This window comes from Polaromonas sp. UBA4122 (assembly GCA_002381615.1).
Taxonomy (GTDB): domain Bacteria; phylum Pseudomonadota; class Gammaproteobacteria; order Burkholderiales; family Burkholderiaceae_C; genus Polaromonas.
Genome location: DFWY01000086.1, coordinates 1 through 26,072, shown reverse-complemented (window position 1 = coordinate 26,072; position 26,072 = coordinate 1). Strand labels below are relative to the sequence as shown.

Here is a 26,072-nt window from a genome sequence, read left to right as displayed (position 1 = left end):
CTTGAATAGTTAACGCAGTAACTATCGGGGGTTTCCATGCCTGCATGTAGTTGCAGAAGACCCGATGCAGAAATTTGGGCAAAAAAACCATGAACATAAAAAAAGCCGCTCCGGGTTTCCCCGAAACGGCTTTTGAATTCTCATCAGATACTGGCGCTAGGCCAGAGTCCAATTAGAACGTGTGGCGCATGCCCACGGCGTAGGTCGTGGCGCGGCCGATGTCGCTACCGACATACTTGGCGGCAGTTTTGTCAGCCAGATTGTCATACGCCTTGCTGCTCAGGCCACCTGCGTACAGGGTCGTGCGCTTGCTCAGAGCGTACAGAGCCTGGACACCGAAGCCGGTGCTCTTGCCGAGGTCGTCACCTTTGGACTGGGCATAACCAGCGCTCAGGGTGGTAGCACCCAGAGGCACTGCAACGCTCAGGTTCCATTCGTTCTGGGCAGCCAGTTGGGTACCGTCAGCCTTGAAAACGTCCTTGAATTTCGCACGGTTGAAACCCGCACCCACTTTTGCCACGCCGAAGTCATAGGCGACGCTCAACAGGGTGTTTTCTACTTTAGCGTCATTGGCTAGAGTAGTGCGCGTACCTTCGGCCTGATAGCCACCAGAAACCAGCAGAGGACCATTGGCGTATTTCAGGTTAGCCGAAATGCTTTTGGTAGCATCTTGAGTCGTCGTTTTGTTTTCGCCGAAAGCGTACATGGCGGAACCGCTGAAACCACTGAAGTTAGGGCTGATGTATTTGACGCTGTTGTCAAAGCGGGTAGCGTAACCGAGCCATGTACGGCCACCGCGGTTCAGGAGGTTTGCAATTGCCGTTGCGTTGGTAGCATTAACAGGAGCAGCTGCGGAGACAGCAGTAACAGCAGTTTGTGCGGCATCAGACGTAATACCATTGTTCACGTTGGACGGGTCGAAAATCGACTGGCCCATCATGGCGTGGTCAGCAGAGACGTCGTCATAAGAGCTGGAGTTGCGACCAAGGGTCACGGTACCAAAACCGCTGGACAGACCGACGTTGGCGCGACGGCCGAACAGCACACCAGTTTGTGTGTTGACACCTGTATCGAGGTTGATACCGCTTTCGAGGTTACCAATAGCAGCCATGCCACCACCGAGGTCTTCGCTCATGCGCATGCCCCAACGGGAACCATTCAAACCACCGGATTCAATTTTGGTCTGGGTCAGGTTCTGGATGGTAGGGGTAGGGGTAGAAGCAGAAGCGGAGTTGGTTTTGAAGCCGCCGAAGTTAGCGTCGAGCAAACCGTAGAGGGTCACGGTCGATTGTGCATGTGCTGCACCAGCCATTGCACCGAGTGCAGCCAAAGCGATAAGGGTTTTTTTCATGAGAAATTTCTCCAAGGTTAAACATAGGGCTCCAGGATTGTGGATCCCCGGGCCAACCTCCATTTAGGAAGTTGGGTCTATTGCACCAGACCCGGCGCCGTCGCGCAAAGAAAACAGCCTAAAAATTCCTTGTTTGTTGCACATCAGCAACAAGTCATTACCGGCCGTGGAAGAGATACAACACAACACGGCCATGGAGCACCCACGAGGCAGCATGGCAGGCATTTCGGTCCCGAAAGGTCTTTGGATCAATATGTAACAAAAATCTCCGGCATACCGCACACCAACGCAAATGATAAGTGCCAACGGCCACCTGTCGCATGGATGCCACGCATCCTGAAAAATAGAGGCAAAAACCTGACTGGCCACGCGCGTCGTGACGAGCGGCTTGCCAGAAGCGACTTTGCTCGTTCAAAAAACCGGCGCCTCAGAGGAGAAAAGCCCGCAAGCGGCACAACGCGCGCAACTGTTTTTGGCCGCCTGCCGCGTTGACCAACAAAGGGTTTTCCCCTGTCGCAAAAGTGATAAGCCCGGTAATGCCACTCTTTACGGCCTGCTGCATCGCAATTAATCTCTCAGTCATCGAGCTAGCCTGAGAATTCACGACAACTGCGAAGATTTCACCTTTAATTACAACTCTTTGGAGACTCCATGAAAAAACTGACCTTTGTTGCAACCGCCGTCCTGGGAATTTTGTCCTCCACTGCTGCTATGGCGCAAAGCACCGTGACCCTGTATGGCATTCTTGACGGCGGCATCAACTATGTGAGCGGCCTGGGAGATAGGTCGTCCACCTATATTGCCAGCGGCATCATGGAAGGTTCGCGCTGGGGTCTGCGCGGTACAGAAGATCTTGGCGGTGGCTACAAAGCCATTTTTACGCTGGAAAACCGGTTGGAGCTGGATACGGGTTCGGTTTCCAATAGGCCCGCTTCTGGCACGCAGCTGCCTGATCGCATGTCCACTGCTGCAGGGCTTGGATTGCCGCAATTTCCTCCTCAGGTACCAACTGCCATACTTATTAAAACTGTCAATACGTCAATTGCCGACAATTTGGGGGTCAATGTAGGCGCCTCGGGCAACCGCTTATTTGACCGTCAGGCCTTCACCGGCCTGATTACCCCCTTCGGCGCATTTACTCTCGGCCGTCAGTACACACCGGCCTACCTGACTGGCGCAGCGTTTGACGCGTCCCAAACACAGTCGAGCCTGGCGGTGGGCCAGATCGCCAGCTTCCCCTCCGGTTTTGACATTCGCTTGAGCAATACCCTGCAATACGGCATCAAAACAGGCGGCATCACCGCAACCTTGATGTACGGCGCGGGCGAAGTGGCAGGCAACAGCTCTGCGGGTCGCTTCTGGGGCGGCATGGTGATTTACAAGGGCAATGGATTTTCTGCGGGGCTTGCCCGCAACCAGCGCAAGAACGAGCTGGGCCAGGACTCCCTGGAGAACAACGTACTCGGCGCATCGGTGGATGTGGGTCCTGGCACCCTGTACGGGCAATATGCCACCATCAAAGATGAGAACCCCACCGGCTTGTCGACCATTGGCGCCACCATTACGGGCGCGACAGGCAGCGCCGCCGTCGGTAGTGCATTCCAAAACGCTTACAACAATGCGTTCAAGCAGGATGCCAAGCTCATGCATATCGGTTACCGTCTTACCAGCGGCGTTCACACCGTGGTCGTTGCCTACAACCGCCTGGACGACAAGCTGGCAAGCAATGCCGACACCGATTCCTACGGCGCGACTTATACCTACGCCTTGTCCAAACGCACCAACCTGAATGCGGTGCTGACACGCTTCAACAACAAAGGCAATGGCCAGGCTGCACCCGGCGGAAACGGCTTTCTGGGCGGCGTGACGGCCACTGCGGGTACCGGCTCCACCAACGTGGCCTTCGGTATTCGCCACACCTTCTGATCGCCGGTTTCGGCCTTGCGGCCTGAATCGCCGCACTTGAAAGCCTCCTTTTTGGGGGCTTTTTTGTTGCCTGTCCATTTTTCTGCATAGGCGCTACCATTGCGCTGAAGGTCATTTTTCTGGGGCGTTGCACACAAGCGGCCTGAAAAAAAATACCGGTGGCCTACAAGCCCTGCAGACCTGACAGCATAGTTTTTCACTCTGCCCTACGACCGCCCAATGAGAGAGCCCCATGAAACCTTCACTTGATTTCGCACTGAACGCCGCGGACGGCGTACTGCGCACGCTGTTTGCCAAACCCCGCGCCAGCCGAACCTGCCCCACGGTGGCAGCCCAGGCTACCGACCTGAGCTCGCAGGACAAAGCCCTGTCTGGTGCGCTGATGCGGGTCAACCATGTGGGCGAGGTCTGCGCGCAGGCGCTGTATGCCGCGCAGGCGCTGGGCACGCGCGACCCGGTTCTGCGCGAGCAGTTTCTGAAAGCCAGCCGGGAAGAAGGCGATCACCTCGCCTGGACCAGGGACCGGCTAGACGAGCTCGGTGCCCGCCCCTCCCTGCTCAACCCGCTCTGGTACGCAGGCGCCTTTGGGCTAGGCCTGGTCGCCAGCCGGCTGGGCGACGGCGTGAGCCTGGGCTTTGTGGTGGAGACTGAGCGTCAGGTCGAAGCCCATCTGGAGAGCCAGCTGGAGCGCCTGCCTGAAGGCGATCACGAGTCCCGCGCCATCGTGGCGCAAATGAAGGACGACGAGGCGCGGCATGCACGGGCAGCGGACGATGCGGGCGCGATGCAACTGCCGACGCCGGTAAAGCTGCTGATGCGCTCGGCGGCCCGGGTGATGACGACGGTGGCGCACCGGATATAACCTAAAAACGGCAGCTGACCGCTTGATTACTTTGGTAAATCCGCATGAAATCCAGCTTTCTTGCCTTCGATCACGTTCACCTTTTGGGTCAGAGCGCTACGCACCCGATGGCACTGCGCTTGCCGCGCCATACAGCGTTACTCCGCCTTGCGGGCAATAGCCCGCTGCATTGTCGCGCCTTGTCTGGCTCGCCAATCACAGCACCCACGGGCGCGTCCAGCTGTCGTTTCTAGGTTTAATGGCACCGATCGGATGCGACCTGCGCCGAATTTCGAAGCTGCTCTAAATTTAATAGCATCTGGCGCCCATTTTTCGGGCGCCAGATGCCAAAACAGCTTCAAGCCTCGATCAGTTCAAAGCTGGTGCTAATTTCTGCCGTTTTGGCCAGCATGATAGTGGCCGAGCAGTATTTGTCGTGGCTCATGGCAATGGCGCGTTCCACGGCGCTGGCGGCCAAGCCGCGCCCCGTCACCACAAAATGCATGTGAATTTTGGTGAACACCTTGGGGTCTGCGGGGGCTCTTTCGGAGCTGAGCTTGACCGAGCAGCCGCGTACATCATGGCGGCCGCGCTTGAGAATCAGCACCACGTCATACGCGGTGCAACCGCCCGTGCCCGCCAGCATGGTTTCCATGGGGCGTGGCGCCAAGTTGGCGCCACCATTTTCCGGCTTGTCGGCATCGGGCGCGCCGTCCATCACCAGGGTGTGGCCACTGCCGGTTTCGGCGAGAAACGTCATGCCTGAGCGCAACCCGGTCGCCGCCTTTGTGCCTGTCCAGCTCACTGTGCATTCCATACACGCAATTCCTTATGCAAAACATTTATTAATAACCCACGGAAATGCTTAGTTTCCGCTACAAAGTATTGTGCAGCGCAGCACCGCTCCGCTATACTAAAACCATTGCATCAATGCGGACTGTCATCACCGACTCAACGTATTTTTGCACTGGTTGTCTCCTCCACCTCCTCAAAGGGTGGATTTATAGGCCCAGACCGCAAGGTCTGGGTCTTTTTTTTTGCCCATTTCCTGGCCACTATGATGTCAGGTTGCGAGAAAAAAACATGCCCACCAACACCCCGACCACCAAGCACCCTGCATCCCGAAGCACCAAACCATCCAGGAAACCGTTTGGAAAGCCTTCTGCCAAGGGGCTCAAGCCCGCTGATTACCTGAAAAAAATCCTCACGGCACGGGTTTATGACGTGGCGGTGGAGTCAAGCCTGGAGCCGGCAAAAAACCTGAGTCAGCGCCTGAACAACACCGTGCTGTTAAAACGCGAAGACCAGCAGCCGGTGTTCAGCTTCAAGCTGCGGGGTGCCTACAACAAGATGGCCCACCTGAGCCCAGCACAGCTCAAAAAAGGCGTGATCTGCGCCTCGGCCGGTAACCACGCCCAAGGGGTGGCGCTAAGCGCGCAAAAACTCGGCACCCGCGCCGTGATTGTGATGCCGACGACCACACCGCAAGTCAAGATTGACGCGGTCAAAGGCTGGGGCGGCGAGGTCGTGCTGCACGGCGACAGCTACTCGGATGCCCATGTCCACGCCGTGGTGCTTGAGAAAAAACTGGGGCTTACTTTTGTGCACCCGTTTGACGACCCGGACGTGATTGCCGGCCAGGGCACGATTGCCATGGAAATCCTGCGACAACTGCAAAGCTTGGGCTCCAACCGCTTGGATGCGGTGTTTGTGGCCATAGGCGGCGGCGGACTGATCTCTGGCGTGGCCAACTACATCAAGGCCGTGCGGCCCGAGATCAAGGTGATCGGCGTGCAGATGAACGACTCCGACGCCATGATCCAGTCGGTACACGCGAAAAAGCGTGTGACCCTGAGCGACGTGGGCCTGTTTTCAGATGGCACGGCCGTCAAGCTGGTGGGCGAAGAAACCTTCCGCATCAGCAGCGAACTGGTGGACGACTACATCACCGTCGATACCGACGCGGTCTGCGCCGCCATCAAGGATGTGTTTGTCGATACCCGCAGCATCGTGGAGCCCGCGGGTGCGCTGGCCGTGGCCGCGATCAAGCAGTATGTGGCCACCCACAAGACCAAAGGCGAAACCTACGCCGCCATTTTGTGCGGCGCCAACATGAACTTTGACCGCCTGCGCTTTGTCGCCGAGCGGGCCGAAGTGGGCGAGGAACGCGAGGCCCTGTTTGCCGTGACGATTCCCGAAGAGCGCGGCAGCTTCCGGCGGTTTTGCGAGCTGATTGGCGAGTTGCCCATTTCGTCAGGAGGTGGCCCGCGGAATGTGACCGAATTCAACTACCGCATCAGTGACGATGCCAACGCCCATGTGTTTGTGGGCCTGACCACATCGGCCAAGGGCGAGAGCAGCAAAATTGCCGCCAATTTTTCACGCCACGGCTTCAAGGCGCTCGACCTCACGCATGACGAGCTGGCCAAGGAACACATTCGCCACATGGTGGGCGGGCACAGCGCGCTGTCCAAAGACGAGCGTTTGCTGCGTTTCATATTTCCCGAGCGGCCGGGCGCACTGATGAAGTTTTTGTCCAGCATGCGCCCGGGCTGGAACATCAGTCTGTTTCACTACCGCAACCAGGGTGCCGACTACGGGCGTATTCTGGTGGGCTTGCAGGTTCCCAAGGCCGACAACAAGGCCTTCAAGGAATTTCTGGACACCTTGGGCTACCCCCATGTCGAAGAAACCGACAACCCGGTGTACCGGCTGTTTTTGCAGAGCTGACCGGATGCTGCCATGACTTCACCGGGCGCGTTATTACCAGAAGCTGAGTTGCCAAATTCGTCGCTGTGCCCACGCTGCTGCGCTGGCTTTCGTTGCAGCAACGTGGCTGGAGACGCCGAGTGCTGGTGTACGCAGTTGCCTCATGTGATGCCTGTTCCTGCCGCCCGGCCCCTGCCCTTGCAACCGGACAACAGCGCAGCCTCGTGTTTTTGTCCCGCCTGCCTCAAACAGATCACCGATGAGCGAACCCCAACCCCCGCGCCTGCCCACGATTGAGCCCAGCACCGACTTCCCGCTGGGGGCCAGGCTACTGCCCTGCTGCTCACGCGGCTGACAACTGCGGGGCCCGGCAGACACGCGGTAGATCACGCACGCTGGCGTCATCCGGGCGGTGAAACTTCTCACACAGATCGTGGGTCACATTGAACAGGCCGGATTATGGACAATGGCGGACACTGGAGTTGCCAATCGGCTAACAGCACACTACGGACCAAGGCATCACTATGGCAGCAAATCTCGATGGTCAGCTCGTGGTGGCGATCTCATCGCGCGCCCTGTTTGATTTTGAAGAAGAAAACCGCGTTTTTGAAACCGGCCTGACGGAAGAACCGGCACAGGGCGCCAAAAAAGACGGGGCTTACATGCAACTCCAGCTGGACCGGCTGGACCTGCCTGCCAGGCCTGGCGTGGCGTTTTCACTGATCAAAAAGCTGCTGGCTTTCAACACGGAGATCAAACGGGTGGAAGTGGTGATGCTTTCGCGTAATGACCCGGTGTCCGGGCTGCGGGTGTTTCGCTCGGCCGACGTCAACAAGCTCAAGCTGGAGCGCGGCGTGTTCACCAAGGGCCGTGCGCCGTATAACTACCTGCGGGCCTTGCAGGCCAATCTGTTTTTGTCAGCCAACCCCGAGGACGTGAGGGCTGCGCTGGATGCAGGCTTTGCGGCGGCGACCGTCGCCACGCACTCAGTCCACGCCAAAAGCAGCTATCCCAACGAGGTTCGCATTGCGTTTGACGGCGATGCGGTGCTGTTTTCTGACCAGGCCGAGCGGGTGTTCCAGCGCGACGGCCTGGAGGCCTTTCAAAAGCATGAGCGCAAGCTGGCGGCAAAACCGCTGCCCCCTGGCCCCTTCATGCCCTTGCTGAAAGCGCTGCATCGCCTGCAGCAAGACGGCACACCGCAAATGCGTATCCGCACCGCACTGGTGACCGCGCGTAGCGCCCCGGCGCACGAGCGCGCCATCCGCACGCTGATGGACTGGAATATCGAGATCGATGAAGCCATGTTCCTCGGCGGCCTGGCAAAGGGCGAGTTTCTGCGCGAATTTGAACCCGACTTTTTCTTTGACGACCAGACCGGCCATGTCCATTCGGCGGCCCAGCATGTGCCCGCTGGCCATGTGGCCAGCGGCGTGTCCAACCAACTGTCCTGACGCTTCCAACCTGGTTCAACCACGACTTTCTGAATGAATCTACTCTCACGCATCTCCACCAAATTCAGCGCCTTCAGGCGGTTCAGCGCCAGGGTCTGGGCCCTGTCGGCACCTTACTTCAGGTCAGAAGACAAATGGAAAGCCCGCGGCCTGCTGCTGGCCATCGTCCTGCTCAACCTGGGCGCGGTCTACATGCTGGTGCTGATCAATGACTGGAACCGGGTGTTTTACGACGCTCTGCAAAACAAGGACGCGGCGGTGTTCTGGACGCAGTTGGGGCGATTCACCTACCTGGCGTTCGCCTTCATCATCATCGCCGTTTACCGTTTCTACCTGACGCAGCTGCTGGAGATGCGCTGGCGCGCATGGATGACGACGCATTACCTGCAGCGCTGGCTGGCCGACCATGCCTTTTACCAGCTGGAGCTGGCACGCTTTACCGGTGCGGACAACGGCGGCTCGAATACCGCCAATGCGCCAGACAATCCGGACCAGCGGATTCAGGAGGACATCAACCTGTTTACCACCTACAGCATTTCGCTGAGCATGGGCCTGCTCAATGCCGTGGTCACGCTGCTCAGTTTTGTCGGCATTCTCTGGTCGCTCTCAGGCGCGTTCGCGTTCACGCTGAGCGGCACTTCCTACAGCATTCCGGGCTTCATGGTCTGGATGGCCGTGCTCTATTGTGTCGTGGGCAGCATCGTCACCCACTACATCGGCCGGCCGCAGATCAAGCTCAACTTCCAGCAGCAGCGCGTTGAGGCCGACTTTCGCCACCACATGGTGCGGGTACGCGAATACAGCGAATCCATCGCGCTGGACAAAGGCGAAGCCGTGGAACGGGCACACCTTGACACCCGCTTTTCCGCCGTGCTGGCCAACTACCTCAAGCTGATCAAGGCGCAAAAAAACCTGGTGTGGTTTACCAACTTTTTTGGCCAGGCCGCCGTGGTCTTTCCCTTCATCGTGGCGGCACCGCGCTTTTTCAGCGGCGCCATCCAGCTCGGGGAACTGATGCAAATATCGTCGGCCTTCGGGCGGGTGCAAGACTCGCTCAGCTGGCTGGTCGACAACTACAGCAGCCTGGCCGCGTGGCGCGCCACGACCGACCGCCTGACCAGTTTTGAAGACAATATTTCAAGCCTTGTCCAACAAGGACGGGTTCGGACAGCTATCAATGTGATAGCAAACAACGAAAATCCCTTGGCCGGTGCCGACACGCTGGCGGTCAGCGGCCTGAGCTTGGCGCTGCCGACGGGCGCGACCCTGCTGAGCGGCGTGTCACTGAAGGCCGGTCCCGGCGAAAGCGTGCTCGTCAAAGGCCCATCAGGCAGTGGCAAGTCCACGCTGTTCCGTGCCCTGGCAGGCATCTGGCCGTTTGCAAAAGGCCAGACCCATGTACCGGCAAACGCCATGTTCATTCCGCAGCGCCCCTACTTCCCCGATGGCACGCTGCGTGATGCGCTGGCGTACCCGCAGCCGGCCGCGCAGTACTGCGACGAAGCCCTCAAGCAGGCCCTTGGAGACGCGCTGCTGCCGAAGCTGACCAGCCGACTCGATGACCAGGACGCCTGGAGCCAGAAGCTGTCGGGTGGCGAGCAGCAACGCCTGGCCATTGCCCGGGTGCTGCTGAAGAAACCCAGCTGGATTTTTGCCGACGAAGCGACCAGTGCGCTGGACGAGGTGGCCGAGAAAACGCTGCACGAAAAACTGCTGGCGCAGGTCAAGGCGGCCAAGGGCGGCATGGTTTCCATCGCCCACCGCCCCAGCGTGGCGGCTTTTCACAACAAGCTCTGGGAACTTGAAAAACTGCCGGAAGGCTCGCCCGCCTTGTATCAACTTAACGAAAGACGCGAATGATTGCCACCACACCGTCCGTACCCTACTACGCCGTGATATTCACCACCCTGCGCACCGACATCGACCAGGGTTATGGCGACATGGCCGAGCGCATGGTCGCACTGGCCGCCGAGCAGCCGGGGTTTCTGGGTATTGAGTCGGCCCGCGACGGGGTCGGAATTACGGTGAGTTACTGGCAAAGCCTTGAAGCGATTAAAGCCTGGAAGGCGCACGCGGAACATCAGATTGCCCAGAAAACCGGGCGCAGCGACTGGTACCGCCAATACAAAACCCGCATCGCCAAAGTCGAGCGCGATTACGGTTTTGACAAAGACGCCGCATAGGCCACAAAGCCGCGCGACCGCAGCGCACAGGCCGGACACTGCCCGCAGCCATAGCCCCAGGCGTGCCGGTGCTCGCGGTCTCCCAGGTAGCAGCTGTGGGTGTGCTCGATGATCAGGTCCACCAGCACTTGGCCGCCCAGCGAATGGGCCAGGCGCCAGGTGTCGGCCTTGTCAATCCACATCAGCGGCGTCTCGACCAGAAAGCGTTTATCCATGCCCAGCGAAAGCGCCAGTTGCATGGCCTTCATGGTGTCGTCGCGGCAGTCGGGGTAACCCGAAAAGTCGGTTTCGCATACCCCCGTGACCAGGACCTGCAGCTCGCGCCGGTACGCCAATGCGGCCGCCAACGTCAAAAACAGCAGGTTGCGCCCCGGCACAAAGGTATTGGGCAAGCCGGAGCTTTCCATTTTGAAGGCCATGTCGCGCGTCAGCGAGCATTCGCTGACCTGCCCCAGCACGGCGAGGTCCAGCAGGTGGTCTTCCCCCATTCTGGGCGCCCATTGTGGAAACCGGGTCTTGATTTCGCGCAGCACATTCAGGCGCGCCTGCAGCTCGACCTTGTGGCGCTGACCGTAGTCAAACGCGATGGTTTCAACGCGCTCGTATTTGGAAAGCGCCTGCGCCAGGCAGGTGGTGGAGTCCTGACCGCCGGAAAAAAGAACAAGTGCCGAGGTGTGCATGAGACGGGTTCGCTCTTTCTTAAAGCAGGCCGCGGCGCGCCAGGCTTTGCATCAGCGCCGCCATACCGAACGTCCAGGGCACGGCCTGGTCCGACGTCGTGACGCGGTTCACCAGGCTGCCCAGCTGCGGTGTTGAGACCGCTACCACGTCGCCCACCACATGGGTGAAGCCCTGACCGGGGCCGTGCCGGTCTTGGGTGGGCGCAAACATGGTGCCCAGAAACAGCATGAAGCCATCGGGGTACTGGTGATTGGCGCCAATCGCCTGGGCCACCAGGTCCAGCGGGTCGCGGCTGATCATGCTCAGTGAACTGCCGCCCTTCATCTCGAACCCTTCGGGCCCGGTCACCGTCATCGTCAAATCGCTGCGGCGCACGTGGTCGATGTTGAAGTGCTCGTCAAACAGGCGGATGAAGGGGCCAATCGCACATGAGGCGTTGTTGTCTTTGGCCTTGCCCAGCAGCAGCGCGCTGCGCCCTTCGAAGTCGCGCAGATTGACGTCATTGCCCAGGGTCGCTCCCTGCACCTCGCCGCGCGAATTCACGGCCAGCACGATTTCAGGTTCCGGGTTGTTCCAGTGGCTGTGCGGGTGAATGCCCACTTCGGCGCCCGTGCCCACCGCGCTCAGGGGTTGGCTCTTGGTAAAAATTTCCGCATCGGGGCCAATGCCGACTTCAAGGTATTGCGACCAGACGCCTTGGGCAATCAGCACGTCCTTGAGCTTTGCCGCTTCGGGCGAGCCCGGCTTGACGCTGCTGAGGTTGTCGCCGATCACGCTGACCACCGCCGCGCGCACGGCTTCGGCTTTGCTGGCGTCACCGCCTGCCTGCTCTTCAATCACCCGCTCGAGCATGGACGCGACGAAGGTCACCCCCGAGGCCTTGATCGCCTGCAAGTCGCAAGGCGCCAGCAGCCAGGGCAGCTTGGGGTTGTGCGTACCCGCCGCCGAATTGGCCAGCACGTCGGCCGTGTCTGCCAGGCGCGGCAACGAGCGTGCGGCAGCACGCACGGCTTGGGCTACATCCGGCAATTCCAGCAACTGGCTGGCGGTGGGCGCCACGCTGGAAAGGTCGAACACGCCATCGACGCTGACCAGCGCCAGCACAGGCCCGGTTTCCTCTATCCAGACGCGGCCGACCAGCAGCGCGTCAGCGGCATCAACAGGCAGGGTGGAAGAAAGATTCAGGAAGTTTTTCATGATGGTGAGAGGGTTCAATGTGAAGTGAAGAGAAAAATTTAAGGACGCTGAAGCTGCCAATACTACAGGGGACTATAGGCAACTTAAGAGGCGAAGGCTGCAAAGGCGAAGTGCGCCCGCCGGGCGCTGCCTGCGCCAAGCCCGCGCTACACTGAAACGCGAGCAGCCAAACGGCCTGATGACAACAGACTTACGCCCTCCCTTGAAGGCCCTCAGCAAACCAAAACCTTAAGAAAAATATGCCTCTGACGCCCGCTCTGCTTGCACAAGCAGCTACTGAATTAATAGCAAGACGGACGGCCGCGCGGCAGGGCCCGCGCTTGCCCGAGCTTTGCCGCCCGGCTGACCTGGAGGACGGCTGGCAAGTGCAGCAGGAAGTGACCCGCCGCTTGGGGCAGCCCATCGGCGGCTGGAAGGCTTCCCTGCCAAGCCCCGGCAAACTGGGCGCCGCGCCAATTTACCAGCCTTCCATCAGCCGGGCGGCCGTGAGTGCCGTGACCTCCAAAGATGCGGTCAACCTTGAACCCGAGCTCGCTTTTGTGCTGGCCCATGACCTGCCAGCGCGCGCGCACGCCTACACCGAGGCGGAGGTTGATGCGGCGGTGGGCTCCGTGCATGCCGCACTGGAAATCTGCGCCAGCCGCTACTCCAGCCACGCGGGCCTTCCCTTCCCGGAGCTGCTGGCCGATGGACTGGTCAACAGCGGCCTGTGGCTCGGGCCAGCCCTGACGGCGCCCGCAGCGCCTGCATTTGAGCTGACATGGCAAATTGAAGACGAGCCGCCAATGAACGCGCAAGCGCACCATCCGGATGACCATCCGCGAGCGCCACTGTACTGGCTGGCCAATTTCCTGCGCGAACGCGGCATGAGTCTGCAGACCGGGCAGGCGGTCATCACCGGCTCCTACGCCGGTGTGCTGGCCCTGCCCTTGCGGCGCCGGCTGAAATTTGACTATGCAGGACTGGCCCGGTTTGAGGTGGCGTTCAACGCATAGCGGGCGCAGCGTCGGGGCTTCGCTGCGCGAAATGAGCGTCCACCAAACCGCGCATTGCTGATCGCGACCTTGGCTGCGCTGGCAACAGCCTTCAGATCAACTCAGCATCCAGTTCCTGAAAGCGGGGTTGTGCAGGGCGGACTACTGATACGAGGCGACGCTGCCCGGCGTCACACCCAAAGATGTCGGGCGCCACTACCCGGAACAATGGGTGAACGAAGGTTGAACCTGTTTAGTGGTCGTCGTGGAGGTAACTCGCCCGGCGCGGCAGCCGCAGGGCGACAAGGAAGGCAATCACCATCATCACGGTCACATACCAGAAGAAGGCCGACTCATGGCCGATCGACTTGAGGCCGAGCGCAACGTATTCCGCCGAGCCGCCGAAGATCGCATTGGCCACGGCATAAGCCAGACCGACGCCGAGCGCGCGAATTTCAGGAGGAAACATTTCGGCTTTCACGATGCCGCTGATGGAGGTGTAGAAGCTCACGATCACGAGCGCCAGGATGATCAGCAAAAAGGCGATGTAGGGGTTGGTCACGTGATTTAGCGTGGTCATGATCGGCACTGTCGCGAGCGCGCCCAGAGCGCCAAACAGCAGCATATTGTTGCGACGGCCGATGCGGTCTGACAGCGCGCCGAACACCGGCTGCAGGCACATGTAGGTGAACAGCGCGAAGGTCATAATGCCGCTCGCGGTCTTGATCGACATGCCGGCCGAATTGACCAGGTACTTCTGCATGTAGGTGGTGAAGGTGTAGAAAATCAGCGATCCGCCCGCCGTGTAGCCCAGCACCGTGAAGAACGCGGCTTTGTGGTGCTTGAACAGGCCGGCGATCGTGCCGGCCTCCTTGTTGGCGCGGCTCTCGGCGCTGGCCGTTTCGGTGAGTGATCGGCGCAAGTAGAGCGCGACCACTGCCGTTAGGGCGCCGATCACGAAGGGAATGCGCCAGCCCCAAGCCTTGAGCTCGTCGTTGCTCAACAGCTGCTGCAGTGCGACAACCACCAGCACCGCCAGCAACTGGCCGCCGATCAGCGTCACGTACTGGAACGACGAGAAGAAACCGCGCTGGCCGCGCAGTGCGACCTCGCTCATGTAGGTGGCCGTCGTGCCGTATTCGCCGCCGACCGAGAGGCCCTGAAACAGCCGCGCGACCAGCAACAGGAACGGTGCCCAGGCGCCGATGCTGGCGTAGGTCGGTAGACAGGCGATCAAGAGCGAGCCCCCGCACATCATCGTGACCGAGATCACCATCGAGGTCTTGCGACCCTGGCGGTCGGCGATGCGGCCGAACAGCCAACCGCCGATCGGCCGCATCAGAAAGCCGGCCGCGAACACGCCCGCCGTGTTGAGCAGCTGTGCGGTCGGGTCGGACTTGGGAAAGAACGCCGGCGCGAAGTAAAGCGCACTGAAGGCGTAGACGTAGAAGTCGAACCACTCGACCAGGTTGCCCGAAGAGGCCGCGACGATCGAGAAGATGCGGTGGCGCTTTTCTGCGGCCGTATAGTGTGGAACGGAACCCGGTGCGATGGCGGAAGCGGCTGTGCTCATGGTGCGTTTTTTGTGTGTGTTGTGGTAGCGAGCGGCATTGTACGTCGACGACAGGGCGGCATTGTCAGTCGGCGCCGCGTCTTCCACGTCCATGACCGCCTTCAGGATCAGCTTGCAGCCCAGAGCTTCCTGATCCACTGGACATCGGCCTGGCTCAGTGCGTCGAGTCCTGCCACAGGCGGTAAATGCGATCGACTTGTGACGTCAATTCTTGTATGCTGAAGCTACGCGCCATCTCCAGGCACACCTGCCCCTCGACAAACAGTTTCACGACCGGCAGCGTGAAAACGCCGTGCTGGGCGCAAATGCCGGGCATCTGCTCACAGTCCACATGCGCCAGCGCGATTTCCGGGAAATGCTGCGCCATCAAGCTTTCAATCTTGGGCTTGATCACCTGACAAACACCGCAATGAGCGCCTCCAAAAATGACCAGCAAAGCGGGTCCCGCTTTCAACTGTTCAAGTTGGTTGGCCGTGGCAATGGTTTGCATGTCGACGAGCTTAGGCCTTTTTATTCAAACAGGTTTTAAGGACGAGGCCCGCGTCGAGGCCTATACTGAACCGGATAGCAACGCTTAGGGGGAAGGACATGCTTCGAAGATGGATACTCGCCGTCCTGTTCGTCTCGTTCGGAAGTCTCGCTCATGCCGACGCACAGCCAATGGGCGACCCTGCACGCGGTGAATTGCTGTACTCAACGCACTGCATTGCCTGCCACAGCGACAAGATTCATTGGCGGGACAAGAAACTCGTCACCGACTGGAAAAGTCTGCAGTCAGAAATACGCCGCTGGCAGGAAGTTTCAGGGCTTCGGTGGAGCAATGAAGACATTGCGGATGTTGCGCGATACCTCAATGCCCTCTACTACCGCTACCCCGCGCCGGCCTGAACGGGGATATTGACAGGCCAATGGATTCGAAGCACCAGTCTTGGCGGCTTGAGCCGCTGCAGGCAGGAACGGCTGGGCAGACCTGCCGCCCGGGCTGGTTAGCCAAGCTCTACAGGTCGCTTCAAACCCCAACGCTGCCATTGACTCGAATGGGCCGCTCAAAGTTGGAATGCCACCCACCGGATCAGGCCCTCGGCGAATTCACGCATCACGCCAGGTGGCCGCGCACGGTACAGCGACGCGCTCGCACGCTGGCGTTCTATCCACTGCGCGAAGCGCTGGACGTCAACGGGCTCAAAAAAGGCAATCATGAGCTCGTAGTTCAGGAACAGGCTGCGTTCATCGAGATTGGCAGAACCTGCCAACGCGAGTTCATCGTCGATGATGACTGCCTTGGCATGGATCATTTCAGGGATCAGCCACACTCGGGCCCCGGCCGCCGACATATCGCGCAGAGCCGCATGGCGCGCCATATCGGCCAGCCGATGGTTCGACCGGCATGGCAGCACCAGATCCACCGCAATCCCTCGCCGCGCGGCCAGCGTCAGCGCCATCAGCAGCGTCGCGTCCGGCACGAAATAAGGGGACACTGCCATGATCCGTGTCTGTGCGGTGAAGCAGCTGGAGATGAGCAGTGAGTAAACCGTGTCGTCGGCCTGATCCGGGCCGCTTGCGATCAGTTGCGCACCCGTTGCGTCGGAGGCAGGTGCCGGGACCACTGATGGGGGTGCATCGCGCCGGGATGCTTGGGTCGCGAATGTCCAATCCTGATCGAATCGCTCCTGGGCTTGTCGTGCAAGGCCGCCCCGAAAATCAAAGCTCAAATCGATCCACGGCGTTTTCTGATGCTTCAAGGCCGGTTCGCCGATAAAGTATTCGGCGGCTAGATTGCGGCCACCCGACCACATCCGCTCGCCATCTGCAATCACCATCTTCCGGTGATTCCGCAGATTGGTGCGGCCTGGCAGAGGGGAACTCAACGGCGGAACGAACAGCGCTACCTCGACGCCCGCGGCGGACAGCCGTTTCATGTCCGGGCGGCCACCCAGATACACGCCGATGCCGTCGATCAGCAGTCGCACCCGCACGCCATTCTGTGCGCGCTGCATCAGAATCTCGGATATCTCTTTGCCCAGCGCGTCCCGCCCAAGGAGAAAAGTGCACAGGTCCAGGGTACAGGTCGCGCCAACCATCACGGACCGAAGCGCTTGAAGGGCGTCGTGCCCATCTTTATGGATCGCGAGTTGTTGATAAGACGATGCGCGCGGAAGGCCCATGGCGGCGGCGAGATGCTGAAACCTCGCCGCCGGCGCGTTGGACTGGCGGGCCTTGAAGGGCGACGTTGGCGTCGGTCGCGCCAAGGGGTCGCGAGGGACCTTTCGGCTGCCGAGCAGAAGATACAGCGGCAGCGCCAGGTAGGGCAACAATGCGAGCGATACGACCCAGGCTATGGCCGCTGATGGGTGCCGGCGCTGCCGTCGTGCGCGCGATGCGATGATGTAGATGACAAGACCCAGCATCGCCACAAGGCCGTGCAAGGTGACCCAATGGCGGGTCAGGAGTTCATGGAGCATGGCGCATCCCGAATCAGTCTGGCTGCGGACAAGCGCTGCCGCGCGTCAGGTTGACCCGCCGGGGGCCGCTGCCGGACGGGTTCGCAAGGAATGAGGGTGCACAGGTCTGCCTTCCTATGACGTTGTTCTACTCGAAAATAGTTGATCGTATAAATAAAGAGTGTCAGAAACTCCCGAATACGTTGCAACATTTCAATTGAGGCCATCAATCAACCCCCATGGTTTCATGCAGGTCGATCAAGACGCCCGCCATGCCAGACTCTCGCGTCGGCGTAGCATCTGCGAAAGAAACATCCCCGCGGCCATGAGCACGCCGCCACCTCCTGCAATCACGGTGCCTGAACCGACGCGCGCGATCAGGCTGGCCGCTAGCAGTACACCGATGGCTTGGCCCAAATAAAGGAAGGACGCAAACAACGATACCGCTGTGCCGCGCGCCGCAGGTGCCATTTGCGTGGCATTGGCCTGCATCGTGTTGTGGAGCATGAAAAAGGCAAAACCGGCGACCATGGTGGCGATCGGCGTCAATTGCCACCATGGTGTCAAGCCCAGCATGATGAACGACAGGCCCAGCACGCAGCCGCCTATCAGGGTCAGCCCCTGCTCACCAAGCCGTCTGATCAGATGCCTCGCGACCACCATATAGAACATGCCTCCCAGACCGAACAGAGCAACGATCGCGCCGGCCATGGACAGCGACAGGCCCAGCACCTGATGCAGGTGCGATGCCGTGATGGCCAGAATGCCAAAACCGGCCGCCCCCTCCACGCAGGCAACCAGCAACACGATCCGCGACCACGGACCGGTCATGATCATCAGCGCCTCCGCCGCAAAACCCGGGCGATCAGCCGTCGCAGCGTGGGCCACGATTGGTTTACAGAGTTGCTGCTTGCGCCAATCCGAATACAGCAGGGCGCCCACCACACCATAAAGCAGCGTCATCAACACAAAGGCCCAGCGCCAGCCCAAGGTGTCGGTGAGCAGGCCGCCAATTAACTGGCCGCCCACGATACCCAGCGTCGTACCAAGCCCAACCTTGGCCAGCGTCTCCTGGCGCTGTTCGTAGGGCACCACATCGCCAATCCAGGCCAGCGATAGCGGAATGACGGCAGCCGCGCAAATCGCCACCATGATGCGGGCCACAATAAGAAAATTCAAACTGTCCGCGAAGGCGGCCACGATGCTGCCTATACTGCACCCCAAGGTGGCAAACGTGACGATACGAAACTTGCCGTAACGGTCACCCAACGGGCCATAGAACAATTGCGCCAGGCCATAGACAATGGCAAATACTGAGACTACCTGCGCAGTCTGGGCGATGGTCGCGTCAAAGATGCGCGACAACTCGGGGAGCATGGCATCGCAAATACGTTGCGTCGTCATGCTTGCGAAAGTGGCACAAGACAGCAACAGGATGGAGCGTCGAGTGAAGGCAGGAATCGATACGAAACCAGGTGGCGGTGTTGGCATTTCTTTAGGGTCGATTCAGGGTACAGCAGGCGAACACGCTTCTTCATTGTAGTGAACAGCCCCTTCGTAGCAGCCAAGGCTGTTCGCGCCGATGTTGGATTGACCACTCCGAACTCGTTAAGGCCCGCACCAAATATGGCCTCATGCTAAAAACGTCTGGTCAGTCCCTATATTGGAAAGCTGATCAATCTTGAATCGACGCCAACACCGACAACTTCTATTCCCGCAGAACATCACAATTCCTGGCAATTAAAGTCGTAAACACATTTGCGTGCAGTTAAATGAGTCGCCGCTGGTCTGGTACAGCACCAGTGACAACAGTTTGGAAGTGACAGATTGAAGGGAAATCGACGCCATTGCTTCCATTTGGAGGATCAAATCACTCCTTTTCCCGCCAACTGCTGGATCTGATGTTCCGATAAACCGATGCCCTTGAGCACTTCAACATTATGCTCACCCAGTTTCGGGCCAAGCCATTCCACGGATCCGGGGGTCTTGCTGAGTTTCGGGACGATTCCTGGTACTTTAAGTTGTCCGAACTCGGGATGATCAACATCGAGAATCATGTCTCTGGCCTTGTATTGCGGATCGCCAAAGATATCCTCGATACTGTAGATTGGCCCGGCCGGAATCCCATGCGCATTCAACTGATCCAGGCACTCAGCCAAACTCAGCGTGCTAGTCCAACCTGTAATCAATTCATCGATAAAGGCCATGTGCCTGACACGTTGCTCGTTGCTCGAAAACCGTGCATCGTTCAGTAAATCTTCGCGACCCATCAACTTCAGCAGACGTTGCACAATGGCGTCGCCATTAGCCGCGATTACCGCATATTTTCCATCTTTGGTCAGATAGACATTGGAAGGTGAAATACCGGGCAGAACCGACCCGGCCCGCTCCCGGATCACCCGCTTCTGATCGTATTCAGGCACCATGCTTTCCATTAAGCTGAACACAGCTTCATATAGCGCGACGTCGATCTCCTGCCCCTCACCATCGTTGAGATCGCGGTTGTAGAGGGCCATCAGAATACCGATGACTGAATAAAGAGCCGCCACCGAATCGCCAAGGCTGATCCCTACCCGGGTCGGCGCCTGGCCCTGGTAACCCGTCAGATACCGGATGCCACCCATCGACTCCCCGATCGCGCCGAAGCCTGCCCGCTTGCTGTAAGGTCCGGTCTGACCAAAGCCTGATATGCGCGACACGATCAGCTTCGGATTGACTACTTCCAGAACTTCCTTGGTAAGGCCCCATTTATCAAGCGTTCCAGGGCGAAAATTTTCAATCAGGACGTCGGCATCCATGAGCAGGGATTTCAGTATTTCCAGCCCTTCCGGCGAACCGCAATCGAGCGTAATGCATTTCTTGTTGCGCGACTGCACATACCACCACAAGGATGTACCGTTGTGCAATACGCGCCAATTGCGAATCGGGTCACCTTTTTGCGGTACTTCGATCTTGATTACATCCGCGCCAAATTCGGCAAGCAGTCGTCCGCCAAACGGGCCAGCAATCAGCGTGCCCATTTCCACAACTTTGATGCCGGAAAGCGGGCCAGGCGATTTCTTTATATTGGTCACTTCCTTGCTTACCGTTCGTTCAGGCAGTTGCCAACGCACGCTGCGCCTGATGCACCTGCCATATGTTGCTGTTCAATCGTTTATCCAGTTTCCCGGCCAGAAAGTCGGACGCCGCAAGAATGCTGTTGACGTCCAGATCAGTTTTGACACCAGATTCTTCAAGCAGGGAAACTAGGTCTTCCGTCGCGACGTTTCCAGTGGCACCAGGCGCGAACGGACATCCGCCCAAACCGCCAACACAGCTGTCAAACCTGGTGATTCCAGCTTCAAGCCCAGCCATCACGTTCGCCAAGCCGCGGCCATAGGTATTGTGAAAGTGGAGCTCCAGGTCGAGGCCGGAAAATTCACGTTGAATCCGACTGGTCCAATCAAATACCTGCTGCGGATTGGCAATGCCGATGGTGTCGCAAAGCCCAATGCGACCAAACCCTTTGTATGCCATGGTATCGATCAGGCGAAGAATCCGATCAAGCCCGGGATTGCCTTCAAACGGGCAACCGAAGACCATCGAAATAGAAATGCGTGCAGCAAGGCCATCTTCTTTGGCGCGGGCCGCAAGTGGCGCCAGTTCATTGATCGATTCTTGGCAACTGCGGTTCAGGTTTTTCCTGTTATGCGTGTCGGTCGCGGATAGCACCAGCGTGATGCCGTCTACACAGGCTTCATGCGCCCGCTGATAGCCCATGGCGTTGGGAATGAGAGCAAAGCGCGTAACCGGCAGATCCGCAGTTGCGGCGGCTACTTCCGCCGCATCGGCCAAATTGGGAATGGCCTTCGGGTGGACAAACGATGTGATTTCTATTTCTTTGCATCCGGCCGCAGCCAGTTGCCGGATCAAAGCAATCTTGTCCGCGGTAGCAAGGTTCTGGGATTCGTTCTGCAGCCCGTCCCTCGGACCAACTTCGGTGATCCGAACAATTTTCGGTAAATTCATATTTTTCTCCATGCACTATTGCGCTAAACGGCACTTCGATGCCGTGCCGCGTTATAAAGTGTAGGCAGGCTTGAGGTTTCGATGCAGGAGAAACTCCGCAGCCCTATTGCAGAGATCACCGCCCTATCGACTCCGATTCAATGATGACGGGATGGCTTCCAACCGTAAAGGAATGTCTAGCGATACCACCATCGCGGTGCGTTATGGCAGATCTTTAGAAGCCTATTTATTGCTTTGAAAATGATTGAACAACAGTTTCGCTGCAACGGATAGCGAGTCATATGACCGGACACAGATATCCAGTTGCCGATGAGCCCAAGGCTCATCCAGGCCGACCGTCTTGATCGCCAGGGCGTTGTAGGTATCTACGCTGATTTTTGGCAAAAGGCCGATGCCAAGGCCAGCTTCAACCATAAGACATTGCGCATCGTAGCTGGTAACCTGAATTCGCAATTTCAGTGAGCGACCCAATTCACTCGCAGCTTTGATCATCTGGAAATTCAGGCTGCTACCGACATGCAGTCCGACGAATTCAAAATCAAGCGTTTCTGCAAAAGAGACTGAACTCCGATTGGACAGAGGATGATTGGCGGGAACAATCAGAACGAGCTCATCGTTCCTATATCGATGGACCTCCAGATTGTCGCCATATGGAACCTGGGTAAAGATGCCGATATCCGCTATATTTTCGGCAACGCCACGGATAACGGCAGTACTGACCTTCTCTTGCAGATTTACCTGCACCAGCGGATGTTTCGCAAGAAAAGACTGCAGGGCGGCTGGCATGAACTGTGTGATCGCCGAAATATTGGCCAGCACGCGAACCGAGCCGCGTGTCCCACTTGAGAAATCCTGCATCTGCGACACTATATTGTCCAGATCATTGAGTACGCCACGTGCTAAATTTAGTAGCGCGACGCCGGCCGCCGTCACGGTAATACCCTTGTTGCTGCGAGTGAGCAGTTGCGTATTAAGCTGATCTTCTAGCTCGCTGAGACGCTTGCTGACCGCAGCGGCGGCAATGTGCTCCCGCGTTGCTGCGGCGGCAATCGTGCCTTCTTCCACAACACTGACAAACAGCCGGAGCGACAATGGATCAAGTTTCATACTGGAAACACTCTACTTTAGTGTTTGCGAATTGATGGCATCAACAAGCATTGTTTTTGCCACAAAGGCATTCCTGGAGCAGCGCTTTCCAGACTGGCATCTTTGGTCCGACTCTGGCCGGAAAGCGCCGTACTTCAGTCGGGCATGCCGCGTCCGGTCGTTTCCGGCAAAAACCATGGCACCACCAGACCAAGCAGATACACAAGGCTGAGCGTCAGCGCCGCATTGGCCACACCACCAAAGGATTTGATCATTGAGCCTGCAATAATCGGGAACACCCAGGCCACCATGCGCGCCGCGTTAAACACAAAGCTGACTGCCGTCGAGCGCACGGTCGAGGTGAAAAGTTCGGCAGGATAAATTGCCATCCATACGTAAGCACAGCCTAGCGTAAAAAACCCGTTAATTGGTGCGATCACGGACATCTCTTGTACCGTCGTAGTCATTGCGTACGTGATGTAGGTCGTGATGAATGAGCCCAGAAAGGTGAGGAAAAGAAACCAGCGGCGACCGATCGTATCCACAATGAAACCCGCCACCATGTAGGCGGCGATGGCACCAGCGGTGTAATAGATGGTGATTTTTGAACCCCATGCGACAGCGTCGGCAATTCCTTGCGCCTTTGCAATCGCCACGGTGTAAGTCGGCAACCAACTAGAGATTGCCCACCAGCCAACCGTTGTCACTACTGATAGCACAAAGGTAAGCAGCGTGCGACGACGTGCTTCGGGTTCGCTAAATAACTGGCTAAGGGTAAACGGTCGTTTCGTACTCGTTGTTCCTTTCACTGTACTGGTCGCACCCCACCGTTTTTCGAGCACCGCTTGTTTCCATTTTGCGGACTCGTCGACGCCACGTCTGATGTAGAGCACAAAAAATGCAGGCAGAGCACCGACCGCAAACATCAACCGCCAGGTTTCCGAGCCGAGCGGGTTGGTGCTTGAAAGCGCATACCAGATGACCGCCGCAGCGAGCGTGCCCCAGCCAAAGCCTGACTGCAGAAAGCCAGCGCCTTTTGCACGCGCTTTTTCGGGCCAGGTCTCGGCCAGCAGCGAGATGCCCGTGCTCCATTCACTGCCCATGGCTAGGCCGGTGATGAATCTCAGGATGCACAGTTGTACAAATGTTTGTGAAAATGCCGTCAGGCCAGAAAACAACGCATACAGAAATACCGACCAAAGCATCATCTTCTTGCGACCGATATAGTCGGCCATGATCCCACCGACCATGCCGCCAATACCCCAACCAAGAAGAGTAATGCCGATCACGATTCCCGCATACACCGATGGCGACGCCATCTGTTCTGCAGATAAAACGGAATGTAGGGCGGGGAACAGTACGACAACGAGAGCAAGTGCCTCGTAACCATCAAAAACCCATCCCAAAAAACAGCTGAGCAAGACGCGCCAATGCATGGGCGTCAGCCCCGCGTACCATGGGGCGGGTGTTAACGCCAAAACTTGTGTTTTCAAAATAGTGTCTCCTTCATTTTGTGATTGATTGTGTCGCATTAGCTAAAAAACTCAAAAATTGACCACTACAGGTTATGTCAATGGACGATAAGCTCTGCACCTGTCATACGTCATTGCGGATTTAGAACTTGCCTGACAGCAGATATCCAGCGTTCGGCACGATAGGTGCAAGTTTCAGTTCTTTCAGAATCCGATAGGCCGTTGACGTAGCGGCCGACAGCACCGGCTTGCCCAGTCGGTCTTCGACTATTTGGATTGCCTGTAGTGACGGCATCTGGACACATGCAGACAACACCACCCCGTCCGCCTGGCTGATGTCCAGACGGCTAGCATGGTCAATCAGATTCATCGGGTCCAACCTCCCTACGGTGAGGTTATCTGAAACTTCCAGGCTGATCGAGTCAGTGACCTCGATATCCTCGCTCTGTATGTAGTCGATCACCTGCTGCGTCAGCGACTTCATGTACGGGGTGATGATCGCCACTTTTTTTAACCCAAGGGCTTTGACGCCCTCGATTAGCGCGCCAGCGGAACTGACAACTGGCGTCGGCGCGTTGTTTCCGGCGACGACCTTTGACAGGCGATTCTCTGAAACACGATGGTAGCCGGGTCCCTGGCACATGATTGCAACGAGGCAGGCATAAGCCAGCACGTCACAACGCGCGTCGCTCAACTCTAGGGCGCAACGGTCACTGTCGGCATCCATTTTTTTCAACTCCTCCGGCGTTACGTGCATCATCCGCATACGCGCTGAGTGAAAAGTAAAACGCTCTTCTGGAAACAAGTTATAGCGGGCCTGCAGCATCGCTGGAATTTCCGTTTCCATGGTGGTATTTGAGCTGGGAACAATTTGACCAATACGAAATTTTTTCATATCAAGACTTCTTATGTTGTAAATTAATTTCCACTGGTCAGTTGCGTACTCTTAGTTTCCCTAAGCATAAACACCATGATGGCTACCAGAAAATGGGCGATCGATACCATTGAAATGTTCGCGGAAAGACCGATTACTAAAATTAGAACAGGTAACAATTTGATCCCCACGATAACAGCGACACGGCCGAAGTTGAAACAGAAACCGTAGGTGGTAGAGCGGATGCTGATCGGGAAATTCTTTGAAGACCAGGCACCGAAGCCACTGAAATACCCACCAAAAAACCATGAGGAGGGGAGGCCAGACAATTGAGCGTAACAAGACGCTGCGTCGATAATGCGAGCTTACCGGCGGTCAATGGCATAATCTCCGCCGAAATAGGGGATATCGGAACAATAACCGTCAAGCCGATGAGAAATATCGCGAACGATTTCCTCGGCAAGAACACCGTAAACCAAGTACCCGATCATCGCCCCGATGCCAGTCCAGACAAGGAATCCAGAGTAACAAATAACCAGGTGATCCAAGCCCCTGTCAGGGTGAGATATTGCTGGCAGATAGTGAAGTTGACGTGGTTAACACCAGGATTGACACATGCAGCTTCCATTCTGATCTCCATCAGAAATTCCGTTCTTATTGGCGATATTACTTATTCCGCACTCGTACTTGTTGTCATTCCACAAACAGGAATTGCGGCTAGCCCGAAATTACAAATGATGATCGCGTGTGGGACAGGATCAGTAAAGAAATGTATAACGAGCTTGCCATCGTGAATGGCGATGGCATAAGGTAGATTGCCAGTATGCACGGTGTAAGTGCCAATTAGTTTTTGACCAGACTGCCGATGATCGGTTGACCAGGCTGAACCTAACGTAACAGGGCATGAGCACTACTTGCGTGCTGCGAAATTAGCTGGTCAATCAAATATCGGTGGCGTGGTCAAAATCAGGTCGGCAGCAACAAGTCTTGGCCATGGCTCTGTCGCGTTGACAGTCAAGCCGGCCACTCGACTATGCTGAGCGCTTTGACTGAAAAGGCTTGAAACGAGATGCTGGCTACCAAAGGGATGCGCTTCCCAATCGACGTCATTCTGGTATGCATCCGTTGGTACGCGGCGTATCCATTGAGCTATCGCCATCTGGAAGAAATGATGCAAGAGCGAGGCGTGTTCGTCGACCATTCTTCGATCAACTGCTGGACGATCCGGTTTCTGCCGATACTTGAAAAGGTGTTTCGCAAGTACAAGCGTGCAGTAGGCGGGAGTTGGCGCATGGATGAAAC

At 57.7% G+C, this 26,072-nt stretch carries 23 protein-coding genes and 1 pseudogene; 11 read left to right on the top strand and 13 right to left on the bottom strand.

Annotation, left to right across the window (positions count from 1 at the left end; genetic code table 11):
* Positions 1-172 precede the first annotated feature (172 nt).
* Positions 173-1,351: a porin gene (locus tag B3F77_RS11840; RefSeq protein WP_293605146.1), complete on the bottom strand. Its 1,179-nt coding sequence runs from the start codon at positions 1,349-1,351 to the stop codon at positions 173-175.
* A 651-nt stretch (positions 1,352-2,002) separates the two neighbouring features.
* On the opposite strand from B3F77_RS11840, the gene B3F77_RS11835 reads away from it, so the two are divergent.
* Both B3F77_RS11835 and coq7 read left to right on the top strand, forming a co-directional pair.
* A complete protein-coding gene (locus B3F77_RS11835) occupies positions 2,003-3,277 on the top strand; it encodes a porin (protein ID WP_293605145.1) in 1,275 nt (424 codons plus the stop codon).
* A 232-nt stretch (positions 3,278-3,509) separates the two neighbouring features.
* On the top strand, positions 3,510-4,139 hold the full coding sequence (coq7, locus tag B3F77_RS11830) for a 2-polyprenyl-3-methyl-6-methoxy-1,4-benzoquinone monooxygenase (protein WP_293605144.1): 630 nt from the start codon (positions 3,510-3,512) through the stop codon (positions 4,137-4,139).
* 337 nt (positions 4,140-4,476) lie between these two features.
* On the opposite strand, the gene B3F77_RS11825 is transcribed toward coq7, so the two are convergent.
* Positions 4,477-4,935, bottom strand: coding sequence for an OsmC family protein (locus B3F77_RS11825; protein ID WP_293605143.1), 459 nt, complete (start codon positions 4,933-4,935; stop codon positions 4,477-4,479).
* A 266-nt stretch (positions 4,936-5,201) separates the two neighbouring features.
* Between B3F77_RS11825 and ilvA the strand changes: the two genes are divergently transcribed.
* The 5 genes from ilvA (at position 5,202) to B3F77_RS11800 (ending at position 10,464) form a co-directional block, all read left to right on the top strand.
* Complete coding sequence (gene ilvA / locus B3F77_RS11820; RefSeq protein WP_293605142.1) at positions 5,202-6,848, top strand: threonine ammonia-lyase, biosynthetic; 1,647 nt, start codon at positions 5,202-5,204, stop codon at positions 6,846-6,848.
* Positions 6,849-6,860: 12 nt separating this feature from the next.
* Entirely contained in the window at positions 6,861-7,124 is a 264-nt protein-coding gene (locus B3F77_RS11815) for a cysteine-rich CWC family protein (RefSeq protein ID WP_293605141.1), read from the top strand.
* A 227-nt stretch (positions 7,125-7,351) separates the two neighbouring features.
* A complete protein-coding gene (locus B3F77_RS11810; RefSeq protein WP_293605140.1) occupies positions 7,352-8,281 on the top strand; it encodes a 5'-nucleotidase in 930 nt (309 codons plus the stop codon).
* A gap of 33 nt (positions 8,282-8,314) precedes the next feature.
* The gene (locus B3F77_RS11805) at positions 8,315-10,141 is read left to right on the top strand and encodes an ABC transporter ATP-binding protein/permease (protein WP_293605139.1); all 1,827 of its coding nucleotides are present in this window, start codon (positions 8,315-8,317) and stop codon (positions 10,139-10,141) included.
* Positions 10,138-10,464 carry an antibiotic biosynthesis monooxygenase family protein gene (locus B3F77_RS11800; protein ID WP_293605138.1) on the top strand — a complete coding sequence of 109 codons (327 nt, stop codon included), beginning with the start codon at positions 10,138-10,140 and terminating at the stop codon, positions 10,462-10,464. The genes B3F77_RS11805 and B3F77_RS11800 overlap by 4 nt, the downstream gene beginning before the upstream one ends.
* Here B3F77_RS11800 and queC read toward each other — a convergent pair.
* Both queC and B3F77_RS11790 read right to left on the bottom strand, forming a co-directional pair.
* Positions 10,437-11,144: a 7-cyano-7-deazaguanine synthase QueC gene (gene queC, locus B3F77_RS11795; protein ID WP_293605137.1), complete on the bottom strand. Its 708-nt coding sequence runs from the start codon at positions 11,142-11,144 to the stop codon at positions 10,437-10,439. The genes B3F77_RS11800 and queC overlap by 28 nt on opposite strands.
* Before the next feature lie 19 nt (positions 11,145-11,163).
* A complete protein-coding gene (locus B3F77_RS11790; RefSeq protein WP_293605136.1) occupies positions 11,164-12,342 on the bottom strand; it encodes a fumarylacetoacetate hydrolase family protein in 1,179 nt (392 codons plus the stop codon).
* A 239-nt stretch (positions 12,343-12,581) separates the two neighbouring features.
* On the opposite strand from B3F77_RS11790, the gene B3F77_RS11785 reads away from it, so the two are divergent.
* A complete protein-coding gene (locus B3F77_RS11785) occupies positions 12,582-13,337 on the top strand; it encodes a hypothetical protein (protein WP_293605135.1) in 756 nt (251 codons plus the stop codon).
* A 232-nt stretch (positions 13,338-13,569) separates the two neighbouring features.
* On the opposite strand, the gene B3F77_RS11780 is transcribed toward B3F77_RS11785, so the two are convergent.
* Positions 13,570-14,889, bottom strand: coding sequence for an MFS family transporter (locus tag B3F77_RS11780; protein ID WP_293605155.1), 1,320 nt, complete (start codon positions 14,887-14,889; stop codon positions 13,570-13,572).
* Positions 14,890-15,043: 154 nt separating this feature from the next.
* On the bottom strand, positions 15,044-15,379 hold the full coding sequence (locus B3F77_RS11775) for a thioredoxin family protein (protein WP_293605134.1): 336 nt from the start codon (positions 15,377-15,379) through the stop codon (positions 15,044-15,046).
* 98 nt (positions 15,380-15,477) lie between these two features.
* On the opposite strand from B3F77_RS11775, the gene B3F77_RS11770 reads away from it, so the two are divergent.
* Positions 15,478-15,777: a cytochrome C gene (locus B3F77_RS11770; protein ID WP_293605133.1), complete on the top strand. Its 300-nt coding sequence runs from the start codon at positions 15,478-15,480 to the stop codon at positions 15,775-15,777.
* Between the two features lie 158 nt (positions 15,778-15,935).
* On the opposite strand, the gene B3F77_RS11765 is transcribed toward B3F77_RS11770, so the two are convergent.
* The 7 genes from B3F77_RS11765 to B3F77_RS11735 form a co-directional block, all read right to left on the bottom strand.
* On the bottom strand, positions 15,936-17,351 hold the full coding sequence (locus B3F77_RS11765; RefSeq protein WP_293605132.1) for a phospholipase D-like domain-containing protein: 1,416 nt from the start codon (positions 17,349-17,351) through the stop codon (positions 15,936-15,938).
* 237 nt (positions 17,352-17,588) lie between these two features.
* Positions 17,589-18,821: an MFS transporter gene (locus tag B3F77_RS11760; protein WP_293605131.1), complete on the bottom strand. Its 1,233-nt coding sequence runs from the start codon at positions 18,819-18,821 to the stop codon at positions 17,589-17,591.
* Between the two features lie 374 nt (positions 18,822-19,195).
* Positions 19,196-20,395: a CaiB/BaiF CoA transferase family protein gene (locus B3F77_RS11755; RefSeq protein ID WP_293605154.1), complete on the bottom strand. Its 1,200-nt coding sequence runs from the start codon at positions 20,393-20,395 to the stop codon at positions 19,196-19,198.
* 28 nt (positions 20,396-20,423) lie between these two features.
* Positions 20,424-21,338: a hydroxymethylglutaryl-CoA lyase gene (locus B3F77_RS11750; protein ID WP_293605130.1), complete on the bottom strand. Its 915-nt coding sequence runs from the start codon at positions 21,336-21,338 to the stop codon at positions 20,424-20,426.
* 222 nt (positions 21,339-21,560) lie between these two features.
* The gene (locus B3F77_RS11745) at positions 21,561-22,445 is read right to left on the bottom strand and encodes a LysR family transcriptional regulator (RefSeq protein WP_293605129.1); all 885 of its coding nucleotides are present in this window, start codon (positions 22,443-22,445) and stop codon (positions 21,561-21,563) included.
* Positions 22,446-22,579: 134 nt separating this feature from the next.
* Positions 22,580-23,917 carry an MFS transporter gene (locus tag B3F77_RS11740; protein ID WP_293605128.1) on the bottom strand — a complete coding sequence of 446 codons (1,338 nt, stop codon included), beginning with the start codon at positions 23,915-23,917 and terminating at the stop codon, positions 22,580-22,582.
* A gap of 121 nt (positions 23,918-24,038) precedes the next feature.
* Entirely contained in the window at positions 24,039-24,791 is a 753-nt protein-coding gene (locus tag B3F77_RS11735) for a maleate cis-trans isomerase family protein (protein WP_293605127.1), read from the bottom strand.
* Between the two features lie 308 nt (positions 24,792-25,099).
* Here B3F77_RS11735 and B3F77_RS11730 point away from each other — a divergent pair, with 308 nt between their 5' ends.
* Positions 25,100-25,564 (top strand): hypothetical protein, encoded by a 465-nt coding sequence (locus B3F77_RS11730; protein WP_293605126.1) that lies wholly within the window; start codon positions 25,100-25,102, stop codon positions 25,562-25,564.
* A gap of 275 nt (positions 25,565-25,839) precedes the next feature.
* A pseudogene (locus tag B3F77_RS11725) lies at positions 25,840-26,072 on the top strand (IS6 family transposase); the annotation flags it as partial.